Source organism: Cruoricaptor ignavus (genome assembly GCF_900141665.1).
Lineage (GTDB): Bacteria > Bacteroidota > Bacteroidia > Flavobacteriales > Weeksellaceae > Cruoricaptor > Cruoricaptor ignavus.
Genome location: NZ_FQYI01000012.1, coordinates 1 through 16909, shown reverse-complemented (window position 1 = coordinate 16909; position 16909 = coordinate 1). Strand labels below are relative to the sequence as shown.

Annotated in this window: 20 protein-coding genes; 19 read left to right on the top strand and 1 reads right to left on the bottom strand. The window is 44.1% G+C overall.

The window, feature by feature from the left end; translation table 11 throughout:
• From BUB43_RS10270 to BUB43_RS10180, 19 genes are all read left to right on the top strand, one after another.
• Positions 1-3207 carry a phage tail fiber repeat family protein gene (locus tag BUB43_RS10270; protein ID WP_073180831.1) on the top strand — a complete coding sequence of 1069 codons (3207 nt, stop codon included), beginning with the start codon at positions 1-3 and terminating at the stop codon, positions 3205-3207.
• A gap of 1 nt (position 3208) precedes the next feature.
• Complete coding sequence (locus BUB43_RS10265) at positions 3209-3640, top strand: hypothetical protein (protein WP_143154097.1); 432 nt, start codon at positions 3209-3211, stop codon at positions 3638-3640.
• A gap of 8 nt (positions 3641-3648) precedes the next feature.
• A complete protein-coding gene (locus BUB43_RS10260) occupies positions 3649-3936 on the top strand; it encodes a hypothetical protein (RefSeq protein WP_073180827.1) in 288 nt (95 codons plus the stop codon).
• The gene (locus tag BUB43_RS10255; RefSeq protein ID WP_143154096.1) at positions 3933-4589 is read left to right on the top strand and encodes a hypothetical protein; all 657 of its coding nucleotides are present in this window, start codon (positions 3933-3935) and stop codon (positions 4587-4589) included. Before BUB43_RS10260 ends, BUB43_RS10255 begins: the two co-directional genes overlap by 4 nt.
• Positions 4590-4593: 4 nt before the next feature.
• Positions 4594-5040 carry a M15 family metallopeptidase gene (locus tag BUB43_RS10250; RefSeq protein ID WP_073180824.1) on the top strand — a complete coding sequence of 149 codons (447 nt, stop codon included), beginning with the start codon at positions 4594-4596 and terminating at the stop codon, positions 5038-5040.
• A 57-nt stretch (positions 5041-5097) separates the two neighbouring features.
• Positions 5098-5793, top strand: coding sequence for a hypothetical protein (locus BUB43_RS11300; RefSeq protein WP_221404009.1), 696 nt, complete (start codon positions 5098-5100; stop codon positions 5791-5793).
• A complete protein-coding gene (locus BUB43_RS10240; RefSeq protein WP_073180822.1) occupies positions 5793-6533 on the top strand; it encodes a LamG-like jellyroll fold domain-containing protein in 741 nt (246 codons plus the stop codon). The genes BUB43_RS11300 and BUB43_RS10240 overlap by 1 nt, the downstream gene beginning before the upstream one ends.
• Positions 6534-6749: 216 nt before the next feature.
• Complete coding sequence (locus BUB43_RS10235; RefSeq protein ID WP_073180821.1) at positions 6750-7097, top strand: hypothetical protein; 348 nt, start codon at positions 6750-6752, stop codon at positions 7095-7097.
• Between the two features lie 400 nt (positions 7098-7497).
• Positions 7498-8187: a hypothetical protein gene (locus tag BUB43_RS10230; protein ID WP_073180819.1), complete on the top strand. Its 690-nt coding sequence runs from the start codon at positions 7498-7500 to the stop codon at positions 8185-8187.
• A 41-nt stretch (positions 8188-8228) separates the two neighbouring features.
• Positions 8229-8444, top strand: coding sequence for a hypothetical protein (locus tag BUB43_RS10225; RefSeq protein ID WP_073180817.1), 216 nt, complete (start codon positions 8229-8231; stop codon positions 8442-8444).
• A 2-nt stretch (positions 8445-8446) separates the two neighbouring features.
• Positions 8447-8701, top strand: coding sequence for a hypothetical protein (locus BUB43_RS10220; protein WP_073180815.1), 255 nt, complete (start codon positions 8447-8449; stop codon positions 8699-8701).
• A gap of 41 nt (positions 8702-8742) precedes the next feature.
• Entirely contained in the window at positions 8743-9330 is a 588-nt protein-coding gene (locus BUB43_RS10215; protein ID WP_073180813.1) for a hypothetical protein, read from the top strand.
• A gap of 12 nt (positions 9331-9342) precedes the next feature.
• Complete coding sequence (locus tag BUB43_RS10210; protein ID WP_073180811.1) at positions 9343-9882, top strand: hypothetical protein; 540 nt, start codon at positions 9343-9345, stop codon at positions 9880-9882.
• The gene (locus BUB43_RS10205) at positions 9882-11522 is read left to right on the top strand and encodes an SNF2-related protein (protein WP_073180802.1); all 1641 of its coding nucleotides are present in this window, start codon (positions 9882-9884) and stop codon (positions 11520-11522) included. The genes BUB43_RS10210 and BUB43_RS10205 overlap by 1 nt, the downstream gene beginning before the upstream one ends.
• Positions 11519-12373, top strand: a complete 855-nt coding sequence (locus BUB43_RS10200) for a hypothetical protein (RefSeq protein ID WP_073180800.1) — start codon at positions 11519-11521, stop codon at positions 12371-12373. Before BUB43_RS10205 ends, BUB43_RS10200 begins: the two co-directional genes overlap by 4 nt.
• The gene (locus BUB43_RS10195) at positions 12351-13481 is read left to right on the top strand and encodes a phosphoadenosine phosphosulfate reductase domain-containing protein (RefSeq protein ID WP_083541289.1); all 1131 of its coding nucleotides are present in this window, start codon (positions 12351-12353) and stop codon (positions 13479-13481) included. The genes BUB43_RS10200 and BUB43_RS10195 overlap by 23 nt, the downstream gene beginning before the upstream one ends.
• Positions 13478-14059, top strand: a complete 582-nt coding sequence (locus BUB43_RS10190) for a ParB N-terminal domain-containing protein (protein ID WP_221404008.1) — start codon at positions 13478-13480, stop codon at positions 14057-14059. The genes BUB43_RS10195 and BUB43_RS10190 overlap by 4 nt, the downstream gene beginning before the upstream one ends.
• Complete coding sequence (locus BUB43_RS10185) at positions 14056-15048, top strand: site-specific integrase (RefSeq protein WP_073180798.1); 993 nt, start codon at positions 14056-14058, stop codon at positions 15046-15048. Before BUB43_RS10190 ends, BUB43_RS10185 begins: the two co-directional genes overlap by 4 nt.
• Positions 15049-15050: 2 nt before the next feature.
• Positions 15051-15308, top strand: coding sequence for a helix-turn-helix domain-containing protein (locus BUB43_RS10180; RefSeq protein ID WP_083541284.1), 258 nt, complete (start codon positions 15051-15053; stop codon positions 15306-15308).
• Positions 15309-15465: 157 nt separating this feature from the next.
• On the opposite strand, the gene BUB43_RS10175 is transcribed toward BUB43_RS10180, so the two are convergent.
• Complete coding sequence (locus tag BUB43_RS10175; protein ID WP_073180794.1) at positions 15466-16707, bottom strand: tyrosine-type recombinase/integrase; 1242 nt, start codon at positions 16705-16707, stop codon at positions 15466-15468.
• Between the last annotated feature and the right edge of the window lie 202 nt (positions 16708-16909).

Below are 16909 nucleotides of genomic sequence, written 5' to 3'. Positions count from 1 at the left end.
ATGAGCGAAAAATCAATAAACGATAAATCCCTGCAGATTCGGCAGGAAACTAACAAATACGGAAACACTCGGGGCAGGGTAGCTGATGTGATTGACGACATCAACGAAACCAAGGCGAACAAGGCAGACATTCCTGATGTTTCTGACATCGAAGACCACTTGTCAGATTTTGACAATCCTCATCGGGTGTCTAAGAATCAGGTTGGTCTTGGCAGGGTTGACAATACTTCGGACAAGGAAAAACCGCTATCGTATGTTGCTGTTCAGGCACTGGCTTCCAAGGCGGATGTAGCTAAGTTAGACCAGCATATCCGGGATTACGGCAATCCGCATCGGGTTACGAAGGGAGATGTAGGGCTTTCCCGAGTGGATAATACGGCGGATGTAGAGAAGCCGATTTCTCAGGCTGTTCAGGCGGGCTTAGACAGGAAGGTGGATAAGTCGGCATTGGGGCAGCCCGGGGGAGTTGCCACTTTGGGTACAGATGGTAAGATTACAGCTTCGCAGCTACCGGCGATATCTTCCGGAGGGAAGGTAAGTTCTGTGAACGGAAAAACTGGGGATGTGGTGCTTGGTAAATCTGATTTAGGATTGTCAAGTGTTGACAACACTTCAGATGCCGACAAGCCAGTTTCAAAAGCCACGCAGGAAGCATTGAATTCCAAGGCATCCAAAAGTTCTGTTGACAATCACATTTCCGATTATAGTAATCCGCACCGTGTTAGCAAGCAGCAGGTGGGACTGGGGAATGTTGATAACACTTCTGATGCTGACAAACCAATTTCTGAAGCGGTTTCGAAAGCGTTAAAAACCAAGATAGACACAGCGAGGGAGGGGAAGCCAGATGGCATTGCCACTCTGGGAACGGATGGAAAAGTGAAGCCCGAGCAATTGCCTATCGGAATAAATGCGCAGGGAAAAGTTACATCTGTCAACGGAAAAATCGGGGATGTAAGGATTGACAAATCTGACATCGGTCTGGGAAATGTGGATAACACCAGCGATTCGCAGAAGCCGATTTCCATAGCCCAGAAAGCCGAGCTGGACACAAAAGCAGGCAAGGCAGCGCTGGATGCGCATATTGGTGATTTTAGCAACCCGCATAGAGTTACCAAGGGGCAAATCGGACTTGGAGCCGTAAACAACACTTCAGACGAGGATAAGCCGCTTTCAAGACAGGCACGGGAGGCGATTAATTCCAAGCTGGATAAATCCACTGCTGGTGTAGCGGGAGGATTGGCAACGCTCGGGGCTGATGGCAAGGTGCCATACCATCAGCTGCCGAACATTACCTCATCGGGTGGTGCTGTGCAGTCGGTCAATGGAAAGACTGGAATCGTACATCTGGCAAAGGCTGACTTGGGGTTGGGAAGCGTGGATAATACTTCGGATTATGACAAGCCTATAAGCAGGGCGCAGGCGGAGGTAAATAAGAAATTGTATGATGCGGATGCGGCGATTCTGGGCAGGTTGGAAACCGAGGAAAACAACAGGAAGAATGCGGATTCGGCTTTGCAGGCTGGGCTGAACACGGTGAATGCAGAATTGGGGAAAGAGGTTGCGGCAAGGAAGGATGCCGATGCTAAGCTGGCTGCGGACATTTCAAGGAAATTGGACAAGCCTGTTCAAAACTTGGAATCTCCTAATGACATCTTCCAGTATTTGATACTTGCGGACAAGGATGGGAACACCAGAAGGGTGATTGCGGAATTATTCAGGAACAATGCGGTGAAGTATCTGGGGATGATAAAGCCATCCACGGTGATTCCTGCGGGGCAGGTTTGGGGTTTTGCTGGCGAGGGTACATATCCTAATGCGAGCAACATTGTGGTACCTGCGAACAGCTTTGCTCTGTTGACATTTGATGGGTCGGCTTGGAACGCTGTTATTGTGAATATTGGCAATTTGATAGTTTCTCACAAGGCTGACAGGGATGCTGGCAACCTTGACGATTTTGATGTTGAGGCTTGGCTTCGGAGGCTGGATGTGATGACCACGGAGGAAGTTTTAGAGATGATATCCAACATAGAGGTTGGAGGCGGGGGCACTTCCCAAGGCATCCGAAGCATAGACAGTCTTTGGGAAGATGATGGAAGTCTAATATTAGATTATACCGACCAGAATGGTAACGAGCAATATGTATCTTGGAGTATTCAAGGGGTAAGATATATAGAATCCATTTACCTGACCGATAATACCATAGGGATAGAGTACCACGATTATGATGGCATCGTAACCAAGGAATTCGGGATAGACGGGTTTTGGGATGGCTTGGCTGACACCTTCGTGCATAGGGAAGAATTAAAAACCATCAACGGGCAATCCCTGATAGGTAATGGAAACTTAGAAATCAACGGTTTTAAGGAGCATAGGCACGAGATTAAGGATATTGACAACCTGCCAATCATTCTCAGCAGAAAATCCGACATCAACCACACGCACGAAGCCTACGACCTGATACTTAAATCCTTCCTGAAGGGGGACGAGGTAAGCCAAGTGACAGAAACGGGGTGGAACTACGGGTATGTGAAGGCAGATGGCACCATCTTCCCCGATGAGGGATACTTCGATACGCCCGTGAACAAGTGGAAGGACTTCGATGGCAGGGGGGTGAAGGGGATATCTTTTAAAGGCTACCGCCCCGTGAGCGGGGATATTGAAGCCTATGTCACCGCACTCGGGATTACCGAAGATGGAACGGCAGAGCCACTAATCTACGGGTACGACTGGAGCTCGCAGAATGTTCGGGAGGATGTGTCAACATTTGACAAGGAATACAAGACCATACGGGTGGGGTGGAGCAATTTCGAGCAGGCTAAAGACCAATACCCACTCGTGAAGTTTTTCTTTGGAAATCCCAACAGCGACGCCATCAAGAACTACATAGACCAGATCAGGGGCATCAGGCAGTCGGTAGTGGTGCAATCTGCACTAAACACAGATGTGGGTGCCAACGGCGTCCACCAGAACGAATGCCAAGTAAAGGTCAAGAGCGGCAAAGATGTGGTAATCACCTTGTCCAAGGATGCGGAGGAAAACTTTATCGCCACATACATCAAGATTGGGCAGGGCAATGTGCGCTTCGAGGCGGGCAGCGGCGTAAGCATCGCAATGGCGGGCGGGGATGCCGTTAGCGGCAAGCAGGGGTCAACCGCTAATGTCTACAGAGATGAGGATACCTACTTCGTAACGATTAATAATTATTGATGTGAAAAATCTAATACTCACTCTCCTACCAGCGTTGTTCTCCGCCCAAGCATTCATCGGGCTGAACTCCAACGCTTTTCGCTTCGCCAGCGAGGCGGGGGAGCCTATTATCGGTAAGGACTGGGAAGTATTCGCCAGCGGGGGCTACAACATCACGGGGAGCCTCTACGCAGTGGGGAGCATCGGCTACAGAAATCTGGAGGACAAATTCTCCTACAGCATCGGGGCACGATACAACTTCGACGGGCTCGGCTTTATGCAGGCGGATACGAACGGGGACTATGTGAGAATCAGTGTCGGACCGATTATTATGGACAGAACCAGCCGATTCAGTATAGAACCCACGGGGATGTGGTGGCAGCAGGTGACGACGAAGAGGAGGGTGAAGGAGCGGCTGACCTTCGGGGTTAATTTTAATTATTGGATAAAATAATATGAACGGTGGCAGAGCAGAAGAAGGATTTAACGAATCCAAAGGATTTCATCAACTGGACATTCTACGGTCTTACAGCAACCATAGCCACCGTGAGCGTCACCGCCTATGTGGATATGCGCAGGCAGCGTGACGAAGCCGTGGACAGGGTAAACGAACTGACTGACAAGGTTTGGGAAATGAGAACGGAAAACAAGGCATTAAGGCACGAGAACGAGGAGCAGCAACTTTTGATAGAGCGTGCTGATTCCACTCTCACGAAGGCAGAACAAATCGCAAAACCGAAGATAAAATGAAGAAAATAGTCTACATACTACTGGCACTCTTGCTTGTGTCTGTTGGTTTTAATGTGTGGTTAAAACTAAATCCGAAAATTCAATATGTTCCCGTTCCGCAGAACAGAACCATTACCTACACCACGCCATCGGGCAACACCGTGGCGACCACGACGGTCATCAGGGAGAAGGAAATCACGAAGGTCGTTCACAGCGATTCTCTCAAGAAAAAGTTAGACAACCTCATCCCCGATGTTCAGCGCAGAACGCAGAAGATCCAGGAACTCACGGAAATCAAGGCGAAACTGGAAGGCGAACTTCTCGCCAAGGATGCCGAAATCAGCGAACTGAAATCAAACATCCAAACTTGGAAGGGAAAATATATGCAGATAGCTTACAACAAGGATTCTAACAGCGTTAAGTATTCCTACAACGCAGACATAAAAATCGTTGCAACAAAAAAAGATAAGCACGGCAACGCCACAGAGATTAGCGTTACATCGCCCGATCCAAATTTTAAGGTGGACGGAATTGAAACCTTCCGGCAGGAGATTTTTATTCCAAAAAAAAAGTTTGGGATTGGCGTTCAGGGAGGCTATTACTATTCGCCCGAGATGAATAGGGCGTTTCCAGCGATTGGCGTTGGCGTTTCGTATAACTTAATAAGATTCTAAGAAAATGGAAAATTGCGACAAACCAAAGTATTCATTTGGAGGCAGGTCACTCAAGAGTTTGGAAGGCGTGCATCCTGATTTGGTAAAGGTGCTTTCAGAAGCTATAAGGTTTTCTCCGCACGATTTCACTGTGGTGGAAGGCGTGAGGACTGTGAAGAGGCAGCAGGAACTGTATGCGCAGGGCAGAACGAAGCCGGGCCCGAAGGTAACCAACGCCGATGGCGTGAAGAACAAGAGCAACCACCAGCCAAAAGCCGATGGATACGGGTATGCTGTGGACTTGTATCCGTATTTCGATGGCAAGGTGCAGGTAAGCGGCAGGGAAGCAGAACGAAGGTTGAAAGAGATTGCCGTACACATTCTTTTAACAGCGCAGAAATTGGGAATAAAGGTAGAATGGGGTGGAAACTGGAGGTTCACGGATCCACCACATTTTGAACTTAAGAAATAAACCTATAGGTTAATTTTTTTCGATTTTCTTAACACGAAAAAAATTATATGTAAAAAAATGGCGTGTAATTTAACAACAGGAAGTTTTTGCTACCTATTTGACAGCACGCTTCCGAACATTTTATTGCCGTTCGAGGATATGAGCGGTATATCCGATGTGGAGGCGGAGGTAAGGATTGGAGAGCGGACTATTGGAATTCAATTACCGAGGATTCAGCAGAGGAATACGGTGGCATTTGACTTAAATCCTTTGAAGCAGAAAGGTGCGGGGAATGTGTTTTCCGTGTGGTTTTTTGCCAAGATTGCGGGAAAAAGGCAGCCGTTTTACAGGGCGAAGGTAAAGATAAGCAGGGAGCCTTGCGGTTGCGGGGATGATGGGATACAGCCGTTCACGATAGTGGATGGGGATGTTTCGGTGCCTGTTAATCTTCAGACGAGCGTTATTAACATCGGAGGCGCTGCGAGTTTGGAAGGTTATGTAAGGAGGGAGGAACTTTCAGACTATGCGAAGAAGAGTGAAATTTCCGTGATTAAAGGAGAGAAAGGAGATAAAGGCGATAAGGGAGATAAGGGAGATAAGGGAGAAACGGGAGCGCAAGGAATACAAGGTATTCAGGGCGTGAAAGGAGACAAAGGCGATAAGGGCGACACGGGTGCAAATGGCACATCAGTAAGTGTTATTCTCGCATCAGATGAAGCCACAGCTAAGACATTGAGTGCTTCTAATCCTAATAATATTTATTACTGGGCATAATGGGAGCAGTTAAGAATAATCAGGTTTTCAAAGGAGTTGCTATCAATGGTCAAATCGTAAAAGGTTTGGCAAAAAATGGAGTGGTTTTTTGGCAAACATTCCCATTACTAACTGATTATATATTAGCATACAATTTTAACGGCAATACTGCTGATAGTTCCGTGAATGGATTAAACGGTATAATGACTGGTACGCTCACTTTCGATACTGGTAGAAAAGAAGGAACTCAATCATTGAAGTTTATAAATGGATGTGTTAAAACTGTTTTGCCGTTACCTATTAATTCAGATAAAGTGAGTATTTCGTTTTGGATTAAGACAACTCAGACGGAAACAGGAGTTGTTGTCGAATTATCCACGAACTTTAATAACAATAATGCTTTTGGAGTCTTTACAAATGATTTTCTTGTAGGTAGAGTGGAAATTTCTGACCATCATCCTTGGGGGTATAACATAGGTAATTCAACAGTAAACATAAATAACGGGAATTGGTTTCATATAGTGACGACAATCGACAGGAGTTTAGGCGTTACACAGAACCAAATCTACGTTAACGGCTCACTTTCTTACATACAACACGATTCTTATGCAGGAGATTTAATAGGAAATTGGGCTAACGATATTCTCTTCATCGGTCAGCGTGGTGCATCATCGTTTCCTTTCATTGGTAATTTACAAGACTTAAAGATTTACAATAGAGTATTGTCCAAAGAGGAAATAACTGCTTTATACAATGAGTAAACTACTCCTTGTGAATATGTGAAAAACCTGCGCTAACTACTCGCAGGAAAGTGAGATGTTTCATCTGTACCGGCACGAGTTGCCGGTTTTTTTTGTTATTTATAATGGTTATAAATTAATATTTTATATATGTTTATTTTGTATATATCAAAAAATGTTGTATCTTTGTAGTGTAAAAATAAAACAACAAACAATAATAATTAAAAATTTAAAGTCATGAACACACTACAGATCATCGGAGAAGTGAATCAACCAGAAGAAAGATTCTTAGGTCTTAACATGGAACTAAGAGACCAAGGCGGAATAGGGACACGAACACTTCAAGAGTTCGTGAAATCCAGTGAGCGATTCAAAGAAGAGAATACCTACTTTGTAGGTATAGACTATGTAAGTAACAGATTCTACCTCGTTTTTGAGGTTTCAGAAAACAAAGAGAGCGAGTCAATATTCTATGACTCAGAAATCTTCGCGGTAGAGGTTGAGCCGACTTCTGAGATGCTTAGAGAAGCTCTCGCTAAGATGGAGTACAGGTATGAAGACCTGAAAGAAAAGTACAGAAAATAAAATGACACATCACGAGAAATCATTAACTTTAATCAAATCCTTCTGTTACAATTCTCGGCAGGTATCAGAAGTGTTGGGTTTGAGTTACTCTTCGGTCAGGCAGAAGGTTGGAAGCGTTGGTTATCACAAGTTTACCGATGATCAGTTTGAGAAACTTCTCGAACATTTTGAGAAAGTCCACACCGAGCAGAGTGAATTACTAAAAGAGATGAAAAGCGGTTACGGTTTGTAGCCGCTTTTTTGGCTTCAAATTTTTAAAGTAAGATGGACGAAAAAAAATATAAAATTTAACATTAAATTAACATTTAAAAACTTGCTTCATATAGCGTTTACGCTATATATTTGCAGTGTAATTAATACTAAAAGTGTCGGCAACACTATAAACACGGCGTTAAACATTATGAAAAATTCAGCTAAAGCGGCACTGTACCGCGCACTTAATCAGGCATTAACAATCAGCCAAATTAAGGAACTTATCGAAGGCGTTGAAATCGCTTCAAAATCGCCTTATTCCGATTCATTTTACTCAGCAACTAACATTTCTTGGGGCCACAAACCGGACGGCTCTTACAGGATTTCAGACCACTGGAATTTCTTTAGCCGTGGCGAAATGCACTGCGAAACTTCCAACAATGTGGAAGATGATTGCTGGAGCGTTGGTGTATACTCGGCTGAAACTGGGAAATACACAATCTTAAAATCGTTCAAAAAAGACTTCACGGCCTTCCGGAAAAAAGTGGATTTCCGGGAAGAAAACAGAAAGGAAAAGCTTACTGCACGCCAAGAGAAAATCAAGGAGATTGTTAGAAACTTAGAACAGCGCAGATGGGAAAGAAACCGCGCGTTGAGAATTAAGAACAAAAAAATCTGGGTTTCAGTAAATGTAAATGTGTGGAGTGGATCCGGAAGAAATGTAAAGTTTGCCGGGACCGAAGATTTAGTCGGGCGGCTGGTATGGGAAAGCAAAACAGGAAACAGTTTCCAGATTTTGCTGAACGATGGTAGCACGAGAGAAATTCGGAAATACAACAGCTACCAAGAATTAAAAAGAAAACCATACACAAGAAAAAACGCTAAGGCTGCTGCGTAAGGCAGCCAATTTTTCAAAATTAAAATCAAAATTTATAAACTATGTATTACTTATCTGATTACGATTATCAAAGACAGCAAATTAGGAGAAATGATAATGATGAAATAATTGGCTATGTCGTATTAGCCGATGCTATGCCGGGAGAAACAAAGTGGATAGCATTCCTTCCCGGGTTTGTATTTCTTTCCGGAATCGATGGAGATAATCCAGAAGAATGTGCAGAAAATTTTATTGAAAAATATTACAAAAGAAAATAAAAATGATAACGAAAGAAATAATCCTTAAAGGACTTAAAAAAGAGACTGCGATTGGCAATATCGCTTTGATGAATGTATTAACATTCGATGAGTATTGCAAACTGACAGAAGCTGCAGATGTCGTGGATGTATGGGGAGACTTTGACCTTGTGGTAATGTTCTCTGACCATCCGGATTACCTTTTCGTGCAGAAAAATCAGGATGTGGAAAACCTACAATTTGAAATTAAAAACTGGGTAAAAGAAATAAATATTTAAAATCTAAATCTGGCGGCAACAGCAATTCGGCATCAGAAATCATGTCAGACTTCAATTTCACACACGACAAAGAAAACTACCAAATACGTGTAAAAACACCTTTCAACAGGGAGTTCGTAACCAAGGCCCGCAACCTTCGTGGGTCTTGGGATAAGAAAACCGAAGAATGGGTTTTCGACGACAGCATCGAAGATTATGTAAAGGCGGCGCTTATGGAAATATACGGCACTACCGGTGAAGAGCCGGTGGAAACCTGCTCACTTCTAATAAAAAAATTCCGTGCCGTAGGCGATCGTGCAGCTGTTGAGCTGTTCGGCAGAACAATCGCCAAGGCTTGGGGAAGGGATTCCGGAGCCAAGCTCGGCGACAATATAATCTGGATTTCCGGTACATATCAATCTGGCGGTTCTGTAAAGAACTGGAATACCCGGATAGAAAACGGACACTTCGAGATTCAGAATTTTCCTGTTGCTCGCACTCGCTTTGACGATGTGCAGGAAGCCATCGCCGAAGGCTGGTGCGAAATCAAAATGCCGAAAAAGAAACGCCGGAGGGAAGACATCGAAGCAGAAATTAAAAAGCAAGAAGATATTTTAGCACAATTAAAAACAGAATTAGAAAACCTTTAAATACTTAAAAAAATGTCAATCGATATTAAAAAACTTACAATTAGCACGGGGTACCAAGGAGGCACCCCAAATCCAAACCACGACTGGAAATTGTCCCATACCATTTCCGGATACGGTGATGAGGGAGGGATGAATGTTTTACAGTTTAAATACCTTTCTGAAGGTAAAAAATTCTGGATAGTAGACTACGACCCGCATCCAAGATCGTTCCAGAAGATTTTCTGGGAAATCCACCACTTAGATGAGTTCAAGCCGAAGATTTTCGGCGGAAAGGAAGAGGTAGAAGAAATTATATGGTCGAGCGGTTCACCATTCCTATTACCTGCCATTAGAGACCTTGTAAAGTCGAGGAAAATCGCCATCGGAACCACATCAGGCACCCAGTTTAGCCACATGTATACAGATGAGCTGGTGGTGGATTTCAATATGATTTCTTTCTTCGCACCGGGAGCTTCCGCTTACCCCAGGAAGATGGAAACTTGGGAAGACATCCAGCGGGAAATTGAGAAACGCTGGTTTGATTTCTTCAATGTGGATATCAAAATAAAGTAATGGATCTGGAAGCACTTCAACGCCGCATAAAAGGATCTAAAATATACGAAAGTAAAGGCGGAAATCGCCTTTACTTCTCGTACAAACGCAACTACGGTCAAACCAAATACAGCTGCTGGTTTGAAATCGTAAACGACAAAATCAAGCCGTTCGTGAAAGTCTACTGCCCCGCCCAGCATCCCAATTGGGAGGAAAGCAAGGCGAACGAAATCGTAGATTCCATTTATCGACAGTTCCACGAAGTCATCAACAAGTGCGAGAAGGAACGCCGCAAAATTCCGCTGCACGAGCGATTGAAAGACGATGTGACACCAGTTCACGAAGGCAGTATGCTTCATCAGGCGCAAGCCCTGCGCTTCTGCTGTTCTATGAAAGTATCGGCATTGTTCGCCGACACCGGTACGGGAAAATCAAAGGTTGCGGTGGACTTGGCAATTAGCCGTTTCGAAGCTGGTCAAATCAACAAGGTTTTGATTTTTTGCCCTGTTTCCACGAAGAAAAACTTCCGCGAAGAAATCGACAAATGGGCGAAAAACACCACTCTGGAATGGAAAATCGTAGGACTTGAATCAATGAGCTCAAGCGACCGAACCGTTCTGGAAGTGATGAAATTCGTGGACAACCAAACGCAAATCATCATTGACGAGAGCCACAACTGCAAAACGCCGACAGCGAAGCGTTCCCGAAGAATAAAGGAAGTTTGTGATAAAGCTTCGTACAAACTAATTATGACTGGAACGCCGGCGGAGAGCATAAAGGATATGTTTATGCAGTACGGCTTACTTTCAGATTTGATTATCGGGGAGCGCAACTGGCTAAGCTTCGAGGAGAAGTACCTCATCTGCGATGACCGTGGAGACATTATCGGTTATAAGAATGTGGATTACCTGATGGGCCTCGTGGAGCCATACACCTACCAAGTTAGGAAAGAAGATGTGATGGATTTGCCGGGGAAAAATTTCCACGAGTTCAGATGTGGTATGACACCGGAGCAATCCGAAGAATATTTCCGGCTGAAGGAAGAGCTGCTGGAAAAAATGGACAAGTTCGATAAAGATATGCCTGTGCCGGCGGCGCTTATTTTCCTCTACTTCACGAAGATGCAACAGGCTTCCTGCGGTTTCAAAGCTACCGACGAAGGCATTACTAATCTGAACACTTTTAAATACAGCTTGCTGGAAAAGGCTGATTATCGGAATGGTCAGACGATAATTTTCTGCAAGTATATCTACGAGCTGGAAAGGTTGGTTGAGTTTCTCGGGCCGGAAAACTGTGCCGTGTTCACGGGAAACAACAGGAACAATAGGAATGAAGAGAAGGAGGCTTTCACGAACCGTGAGAAGCAGTTCTTCGTGGCGACGATGAGTTCCGGAGGCACAGGACTGAACGGACTTCAACATTGCAACCGCATCATTTTCTGGAGCAATTCATTTAAATACAATGAGCGGAAGCAGTGCATCGGGCGGATTGACCGCAAGGGGCAAACGCGTGAAATGGACATCTACGACTTCAGGACGGAATGCGGAATCGAGCATCGGATAGCCAATAATTTGGCAAGGAAGGGAAACCTTTCAGAAGAGATTAAAACGATGTTGAAAGATAAAACAGAACTTAAGAATTACATCAAAAAACATTTATGAAAAAATTTTTAGTCAGCAGAGATTTCGACGAGAGAGCTGCGTTCATCAGCGGTATTGAAGGAAAAAAAATAGCGATTTACCACTCGGAGTCACCATTGCTGGAAGGTTTCGATGAGGTAATCGATATGAAAAGGCTTATGCAGGACGAATATTTTCTGGAAAAAATAATGCTGTGCGATTCCAACACCACGCTATTCCTCGTGGATGTGCTGGTTAAGAACGGAATTTATGTGCATCCATATGGTAAGATTTTTAGATTCACGGAACTGGCGAAGCAAACTATAATCATCGATGATTTTATGTTTCGCTACGATGAGAAGAATATTGTGCGACCGTTCCTGTTCATCGACACTTCCGTTTTTGGAACTTCGATGCTGAATTTTCACGCCGGAGAGGAGAACACGGTCGAAAATTATGCCGAGGATATTCGACCGTTTATCGATTGCAGAGTGGATGAAATCGAGTGCGTGACGATTAACTATCAACCTACAGACGAAGAAATCGCCGGGTATGAGAAGTTGAAGCGTGAGCTGGTAATTGAGCAACAGCAGACGCGTTCGAAGGTAGTTCACGAGCTCATTAAGTATGTGGACAATCTGAAATCGAAGCAGGAAGCGTTTTTAGCGAATTCAAATCAATACGGCGATGCATATGTGGTTACGAGCAACCAGCCGAAGTTGAAGTTCAAGATTTACGATGTGCTGAAGAAGGAGAAGGTCGGGAAAATCGTGTTCTTATCTTCTGGAATCTTCGGGGCGGACGAACTACAGTTGAAAAACACCAGAGATGCGATTTTGCGGCACAACAAATTGATAAATATTTTGCGAAGTGGTGAAGAAGTACAACAATAAGAATGTATACCAAGCCGCAGTCGAGCGGATGGACTACATATTTCAAAATTATGAAACTATTGTAGTCAGTCTTTCCGGTGGAAAGGATAGCACGGTGACTACTCATCTGGCTCTGCAGGCGGCACGGAAACATAACAAGATGTTTTACCTGTTCTTCCTTGATCAAGAAGTTGAGTATAAGCATACGGTGGACTTCATCGAGCAGATGATGGCGGATGAGTTCGTGATTCCGATTTGGTTTCAGATTCACGCCAAGCTGCCGAATCCTTCAAGCATCAGCACGAATGTCTTAGACCCGTGGAACCCGGAGAAAGAGGAAATCTGGATAAGACCGAAGAACGAAATTTCCAAAAAGGTTATCGATTGGGATGTGAGCAAGGTCGGAGCCAGCAAGATGAACGATTCTTCAATCAAAATGTATGGTTTCGTCAGCTTGATTAAGTGTATGGAGGAAATGTTCGCAGGTAGGGAGAGCGTGGCCCAGATTATCGGGTTGAGAGCTGACGAGAGTTTGAACAGGTTTCGGGCCGTAACGAAGAATGAAGGCGTTCCGGGTATTCCGTGGAGCACGAAGAGGAAAAACAGCGTGAATTTTTATCCGATTTACGACTGGCGGTTTTCTGATGTGTGGACTTATCTCGGCAAATTCCAACTTCCATACAACAAGATTTACGACTTGTTCTATTGGAAGGGGATGAATCCGAATAAGATGAGGTTGGCAAATCTGATTCACACGAAATCATACGAGTGCATAAGGCTTTTGCAGGAATTCGAGCCGGAAACAGTTGACAAAATGATTGACAGGATTCCCGGCACCGCAACGGCGCAGGAATATGCGGGTAGGGATGGAATTTACAAGGCAAACACGCTTCCGGAAAGGTTTTCGAGCTGGAAGGAATATCGCGATTACCTTTTGGACACGCTTCCAAATCAGGAGCACGCGACCATTTTTCGCGAGAGATTTTCAAAGCAGTTTGAGAACAACTATGTTTTCAGGCAGCAGGTCAACCAAATTCTAATTACAGACATAAATAATTACAAGCCTATTGACAACGCCGAGGTTGACCCGGCGGAAAAAAGAAGGCAAAAATGGATGGAAATTTTATGAAAACGATAGATATCAAGGTGCCGTTCATCGACACGGTAGAAGACTTCCTACAATTGCAGGAGCAGGAAATCTACAACGAAAAAGGTATTGATTTTCCGGTGCTTTATCCAAAAATGGTGCATAAGTCGCTGGTGGAGGCGAACGACTATAACCCGAATTATGTTGCGAAAGACAAGATGAAGCTGTTGAAGATTTCAATCGAGGAAAACGGTTTCTGCTTCGGGATAATTTCCATATTTGATTATGAGAAGAGGAAGTTCGTCATCGTGGATGGAGACCACCGCAACCAGATTACCGGAGAGAAGTGGCTGAAGCTCAATTACAAGCCGCTGATAGTATTGAATCATTCGATGGACAAGCGATTGGCGGCGACTATGCAGTTCAACAAGGCACGAGGCGTTCATAGAATTGAGGGTAACGCCGAGCTGGTGCAAAGGATGTTGAATGAAGGCGTTGAGGAAATAGTCATCTGCAAGACTTTGGGAATTGATGCGGATGAATTCCTAAGGTTGAAGCGGTTGCGGAAGATTGCGGATGTATATATTGACAGGGAATTTTCAAAATCGTGGGAGATATGAACGAGGTGATGAAATCTGGAAACCTACCTGTTCGCAATGTAAGAATTAAATTCGTTGCGGTGGTGCGGCAGTTTTTGAGGGCGGCAGAAAACGGCGAAATCCTTACGCCGGACGGAAATATTTACAGCGGCGGAAGCATTCGCACCTACAAAACCTTCCTGATGACGATTGAGAAATATGAAGAAAAGTATGGCACCGTCTACATTGACGAAATATCGCCACATTGGGCGGAACTGTACAGGAACTTCCTTACTTCCGAGCTTGAATTTCGGAAGAATACGATTTCCACCAACATTGCGAAGTTGAAGAGCATTGTTAATCGTGCTCATCTCGCAGGTTTGACGATGCGGACTGGTTTTGGAATTCGACAGATCAGGGAGGAGTCCGTGCAAATTTATTTGAGCTGGAAGGATTTGCAGACGCTTTATAACTACGAGTTTGATAGTGAGGCCATGAGCCGAATTCGTGACATATTCATTATGCATTGCTTTTGCGGAATGAGAATTTCTGATTTTCTGGCATTCATTAGAAATCCCAAGAAGTTCATAATTGAGGTTGAGGAAATGCAGTTCATCCATTATTTTTCCCAAAAGACGAAGATTGAAGCGGTGGTGCCGATGCATACGATGATTAAGAAGATTTTGGAAAAGCACAACTACGATTTTGGCAGGAAGTTCAGCTACCAGCATTATAATTATTATCTTAAAAAGATTGGATTTGAGTGCGGATTGACTGATACGGTTAGACTGTACTATACGAAGGGAGGAGAATTCGTTGAAGAAACGGTGCCGAAATATTCAAAAATAAGCAGCCACACGGCGCGGAGAACATTTGCAAGCTTGGCGGAACTGGCGAAAATAGATAGGCCGAGCATTATGAAGATTACCGGGCATAAGACCGAGGGGGCTTTTATGAGCTACATTAGAATTGGCAAGCTGGAAAGCGCAATTGATATATCAAATCACAACTTTTTTTCACGAGAATTATAAAAATGGATATTTTTGCGGAAAATTATGAAATGGCGGTAACCGAGGAGGTACTGAAAAAACGGACTAAATTAGCTGAAACAGTAAGAAAAATCAGGGAAGAGAAGGGGTTGACACAGCAGGAAGTTGCAAATGCCACGGAAATGAGCTGGTCAACCATTCAGCGGTTCGAGATGGGGAAATTCAGTTTGAACTGGGATTTGCTGGTTAGGATTTTTGATGTGCTGGAAATCGAAGTGAAGTTGAATGACGATATAATTTAAATTAATATATTTGCAGCGTGGTTCGCTGATGGAATTTAAGTATTACTTCTTTTTAATCGAACCAAGTGAATTGCGAATAAGATTTTAACCGCCCCATAAGGCGGTTTTTTCTTTTAATAAAAAATATGCCTACGACATCGATGTCGCAGACATACCTCTATTTAATGTTTATCCGCTTCAATGTTTCAATCGCCCTATCCTTACTTCCGACCGTATAGATACTCGTAGTTCTGGAGCTGGTGTGGCTTGCGGCACCCTGCGCCAAATTGATGTCGATGATTTTAGCTTCGTGCTGTAACTTGTCGAGCTTATCTAAGAAAAGGTGCTTTAGCGAGTAAAAATCTTCGGTTACTTCGATAATGTTTCCGTTAGCATCTTTAATTTCCTTACAATTCTTAATATACTTACGCCACTTTACCGTTATCGTTCTCGCATCAACTTCAATCTTTCCGGGTTTCTGATACCTGCTGAAAAGGAATTCTTCGCCATCCTTAACCTCGCTCATCAGGCTTTCCCAATATGGTAATGCCGATGGGATGATAGCCTTCTTGACCCGGGAATTTTGGTGACCTTTGATGATCGTTATCTGAAATTCTCTCTTCGCCAAATCCACATCCTTTGCCTTCAGCTTCATCAGCTCGGTGCTTCTCGCACCGGAGTAATGGAAGATAATTGCGTAGCGGAACAGGTTGGGCCAGCGGATTTCCAGATATTTGAATACTGCGTCAAACTTTTCCGGAGACATCACGGCGCGAACTTTCGGGATTTCCTGTTGCTTGGAAATATCTCGGATGAAGTTATGCTCAACACAGCCGTATTGCACAAGCTCTGTAAACAATCGCATCAGGTAGGAGCGGAAGCGATTATAAACCGATGGCGTTAAATCCATTATATCAAGCAGATTTTTAATGTGCCAGGTGCGCACATCGGAAATCCGAACTTCGAAAAGCCGAGAGATGTATAGGTGTTCTTTGATGCGGCTGAGCATCCACCGGACCTGAACGCCGTGGTTCTTGCTTTTGTAGCCGGGCGAAATCTTTTCATTCGCCATTTTGATGGCATCGAAGAAAAGTAATCCGGGGTGAAGCTTCCGTGATTTGTCGGCGGCGAATTCCTTAGTTATAGGATTATAGAATAATTCGTCCAACGCCTTTTCCATTTCTTCTTTGTAAACCTCAGCATAAAGTTTCGATTCTTTAGGGTCGGTCGCTGTAAATTTACGACGGTACTGGAAACCATTGGGATATTTCTCGGAAAACTTCGGGTCGAAGAACCGGCACTCTACGAACCAATATTTTGGCATCTGAGATTTTGAGCGGATCGTCTTGTAGTTTTTCGGCGAAATGTAGACCTCGGTGCGTGAGCATCCGTTTGGGAGCTCTTTTAATTGTTTGCGCATAAGATTAGCATAATGTTGACATTCATGTTGACATCAAGCATTTGCCAGTCAGGTCGAGAAGTAAGAAAAAACGGCTAAAACCCGTTGTGGGAAAGGCTTTAGCCGTTGTGAGCTCGACAGGATTCAAACCTGTAACCTTCTGAGCCGTAATGAATTGTCTACTAATCTCAAAAATGCAAATGATTGAAAATCAACTATTTCC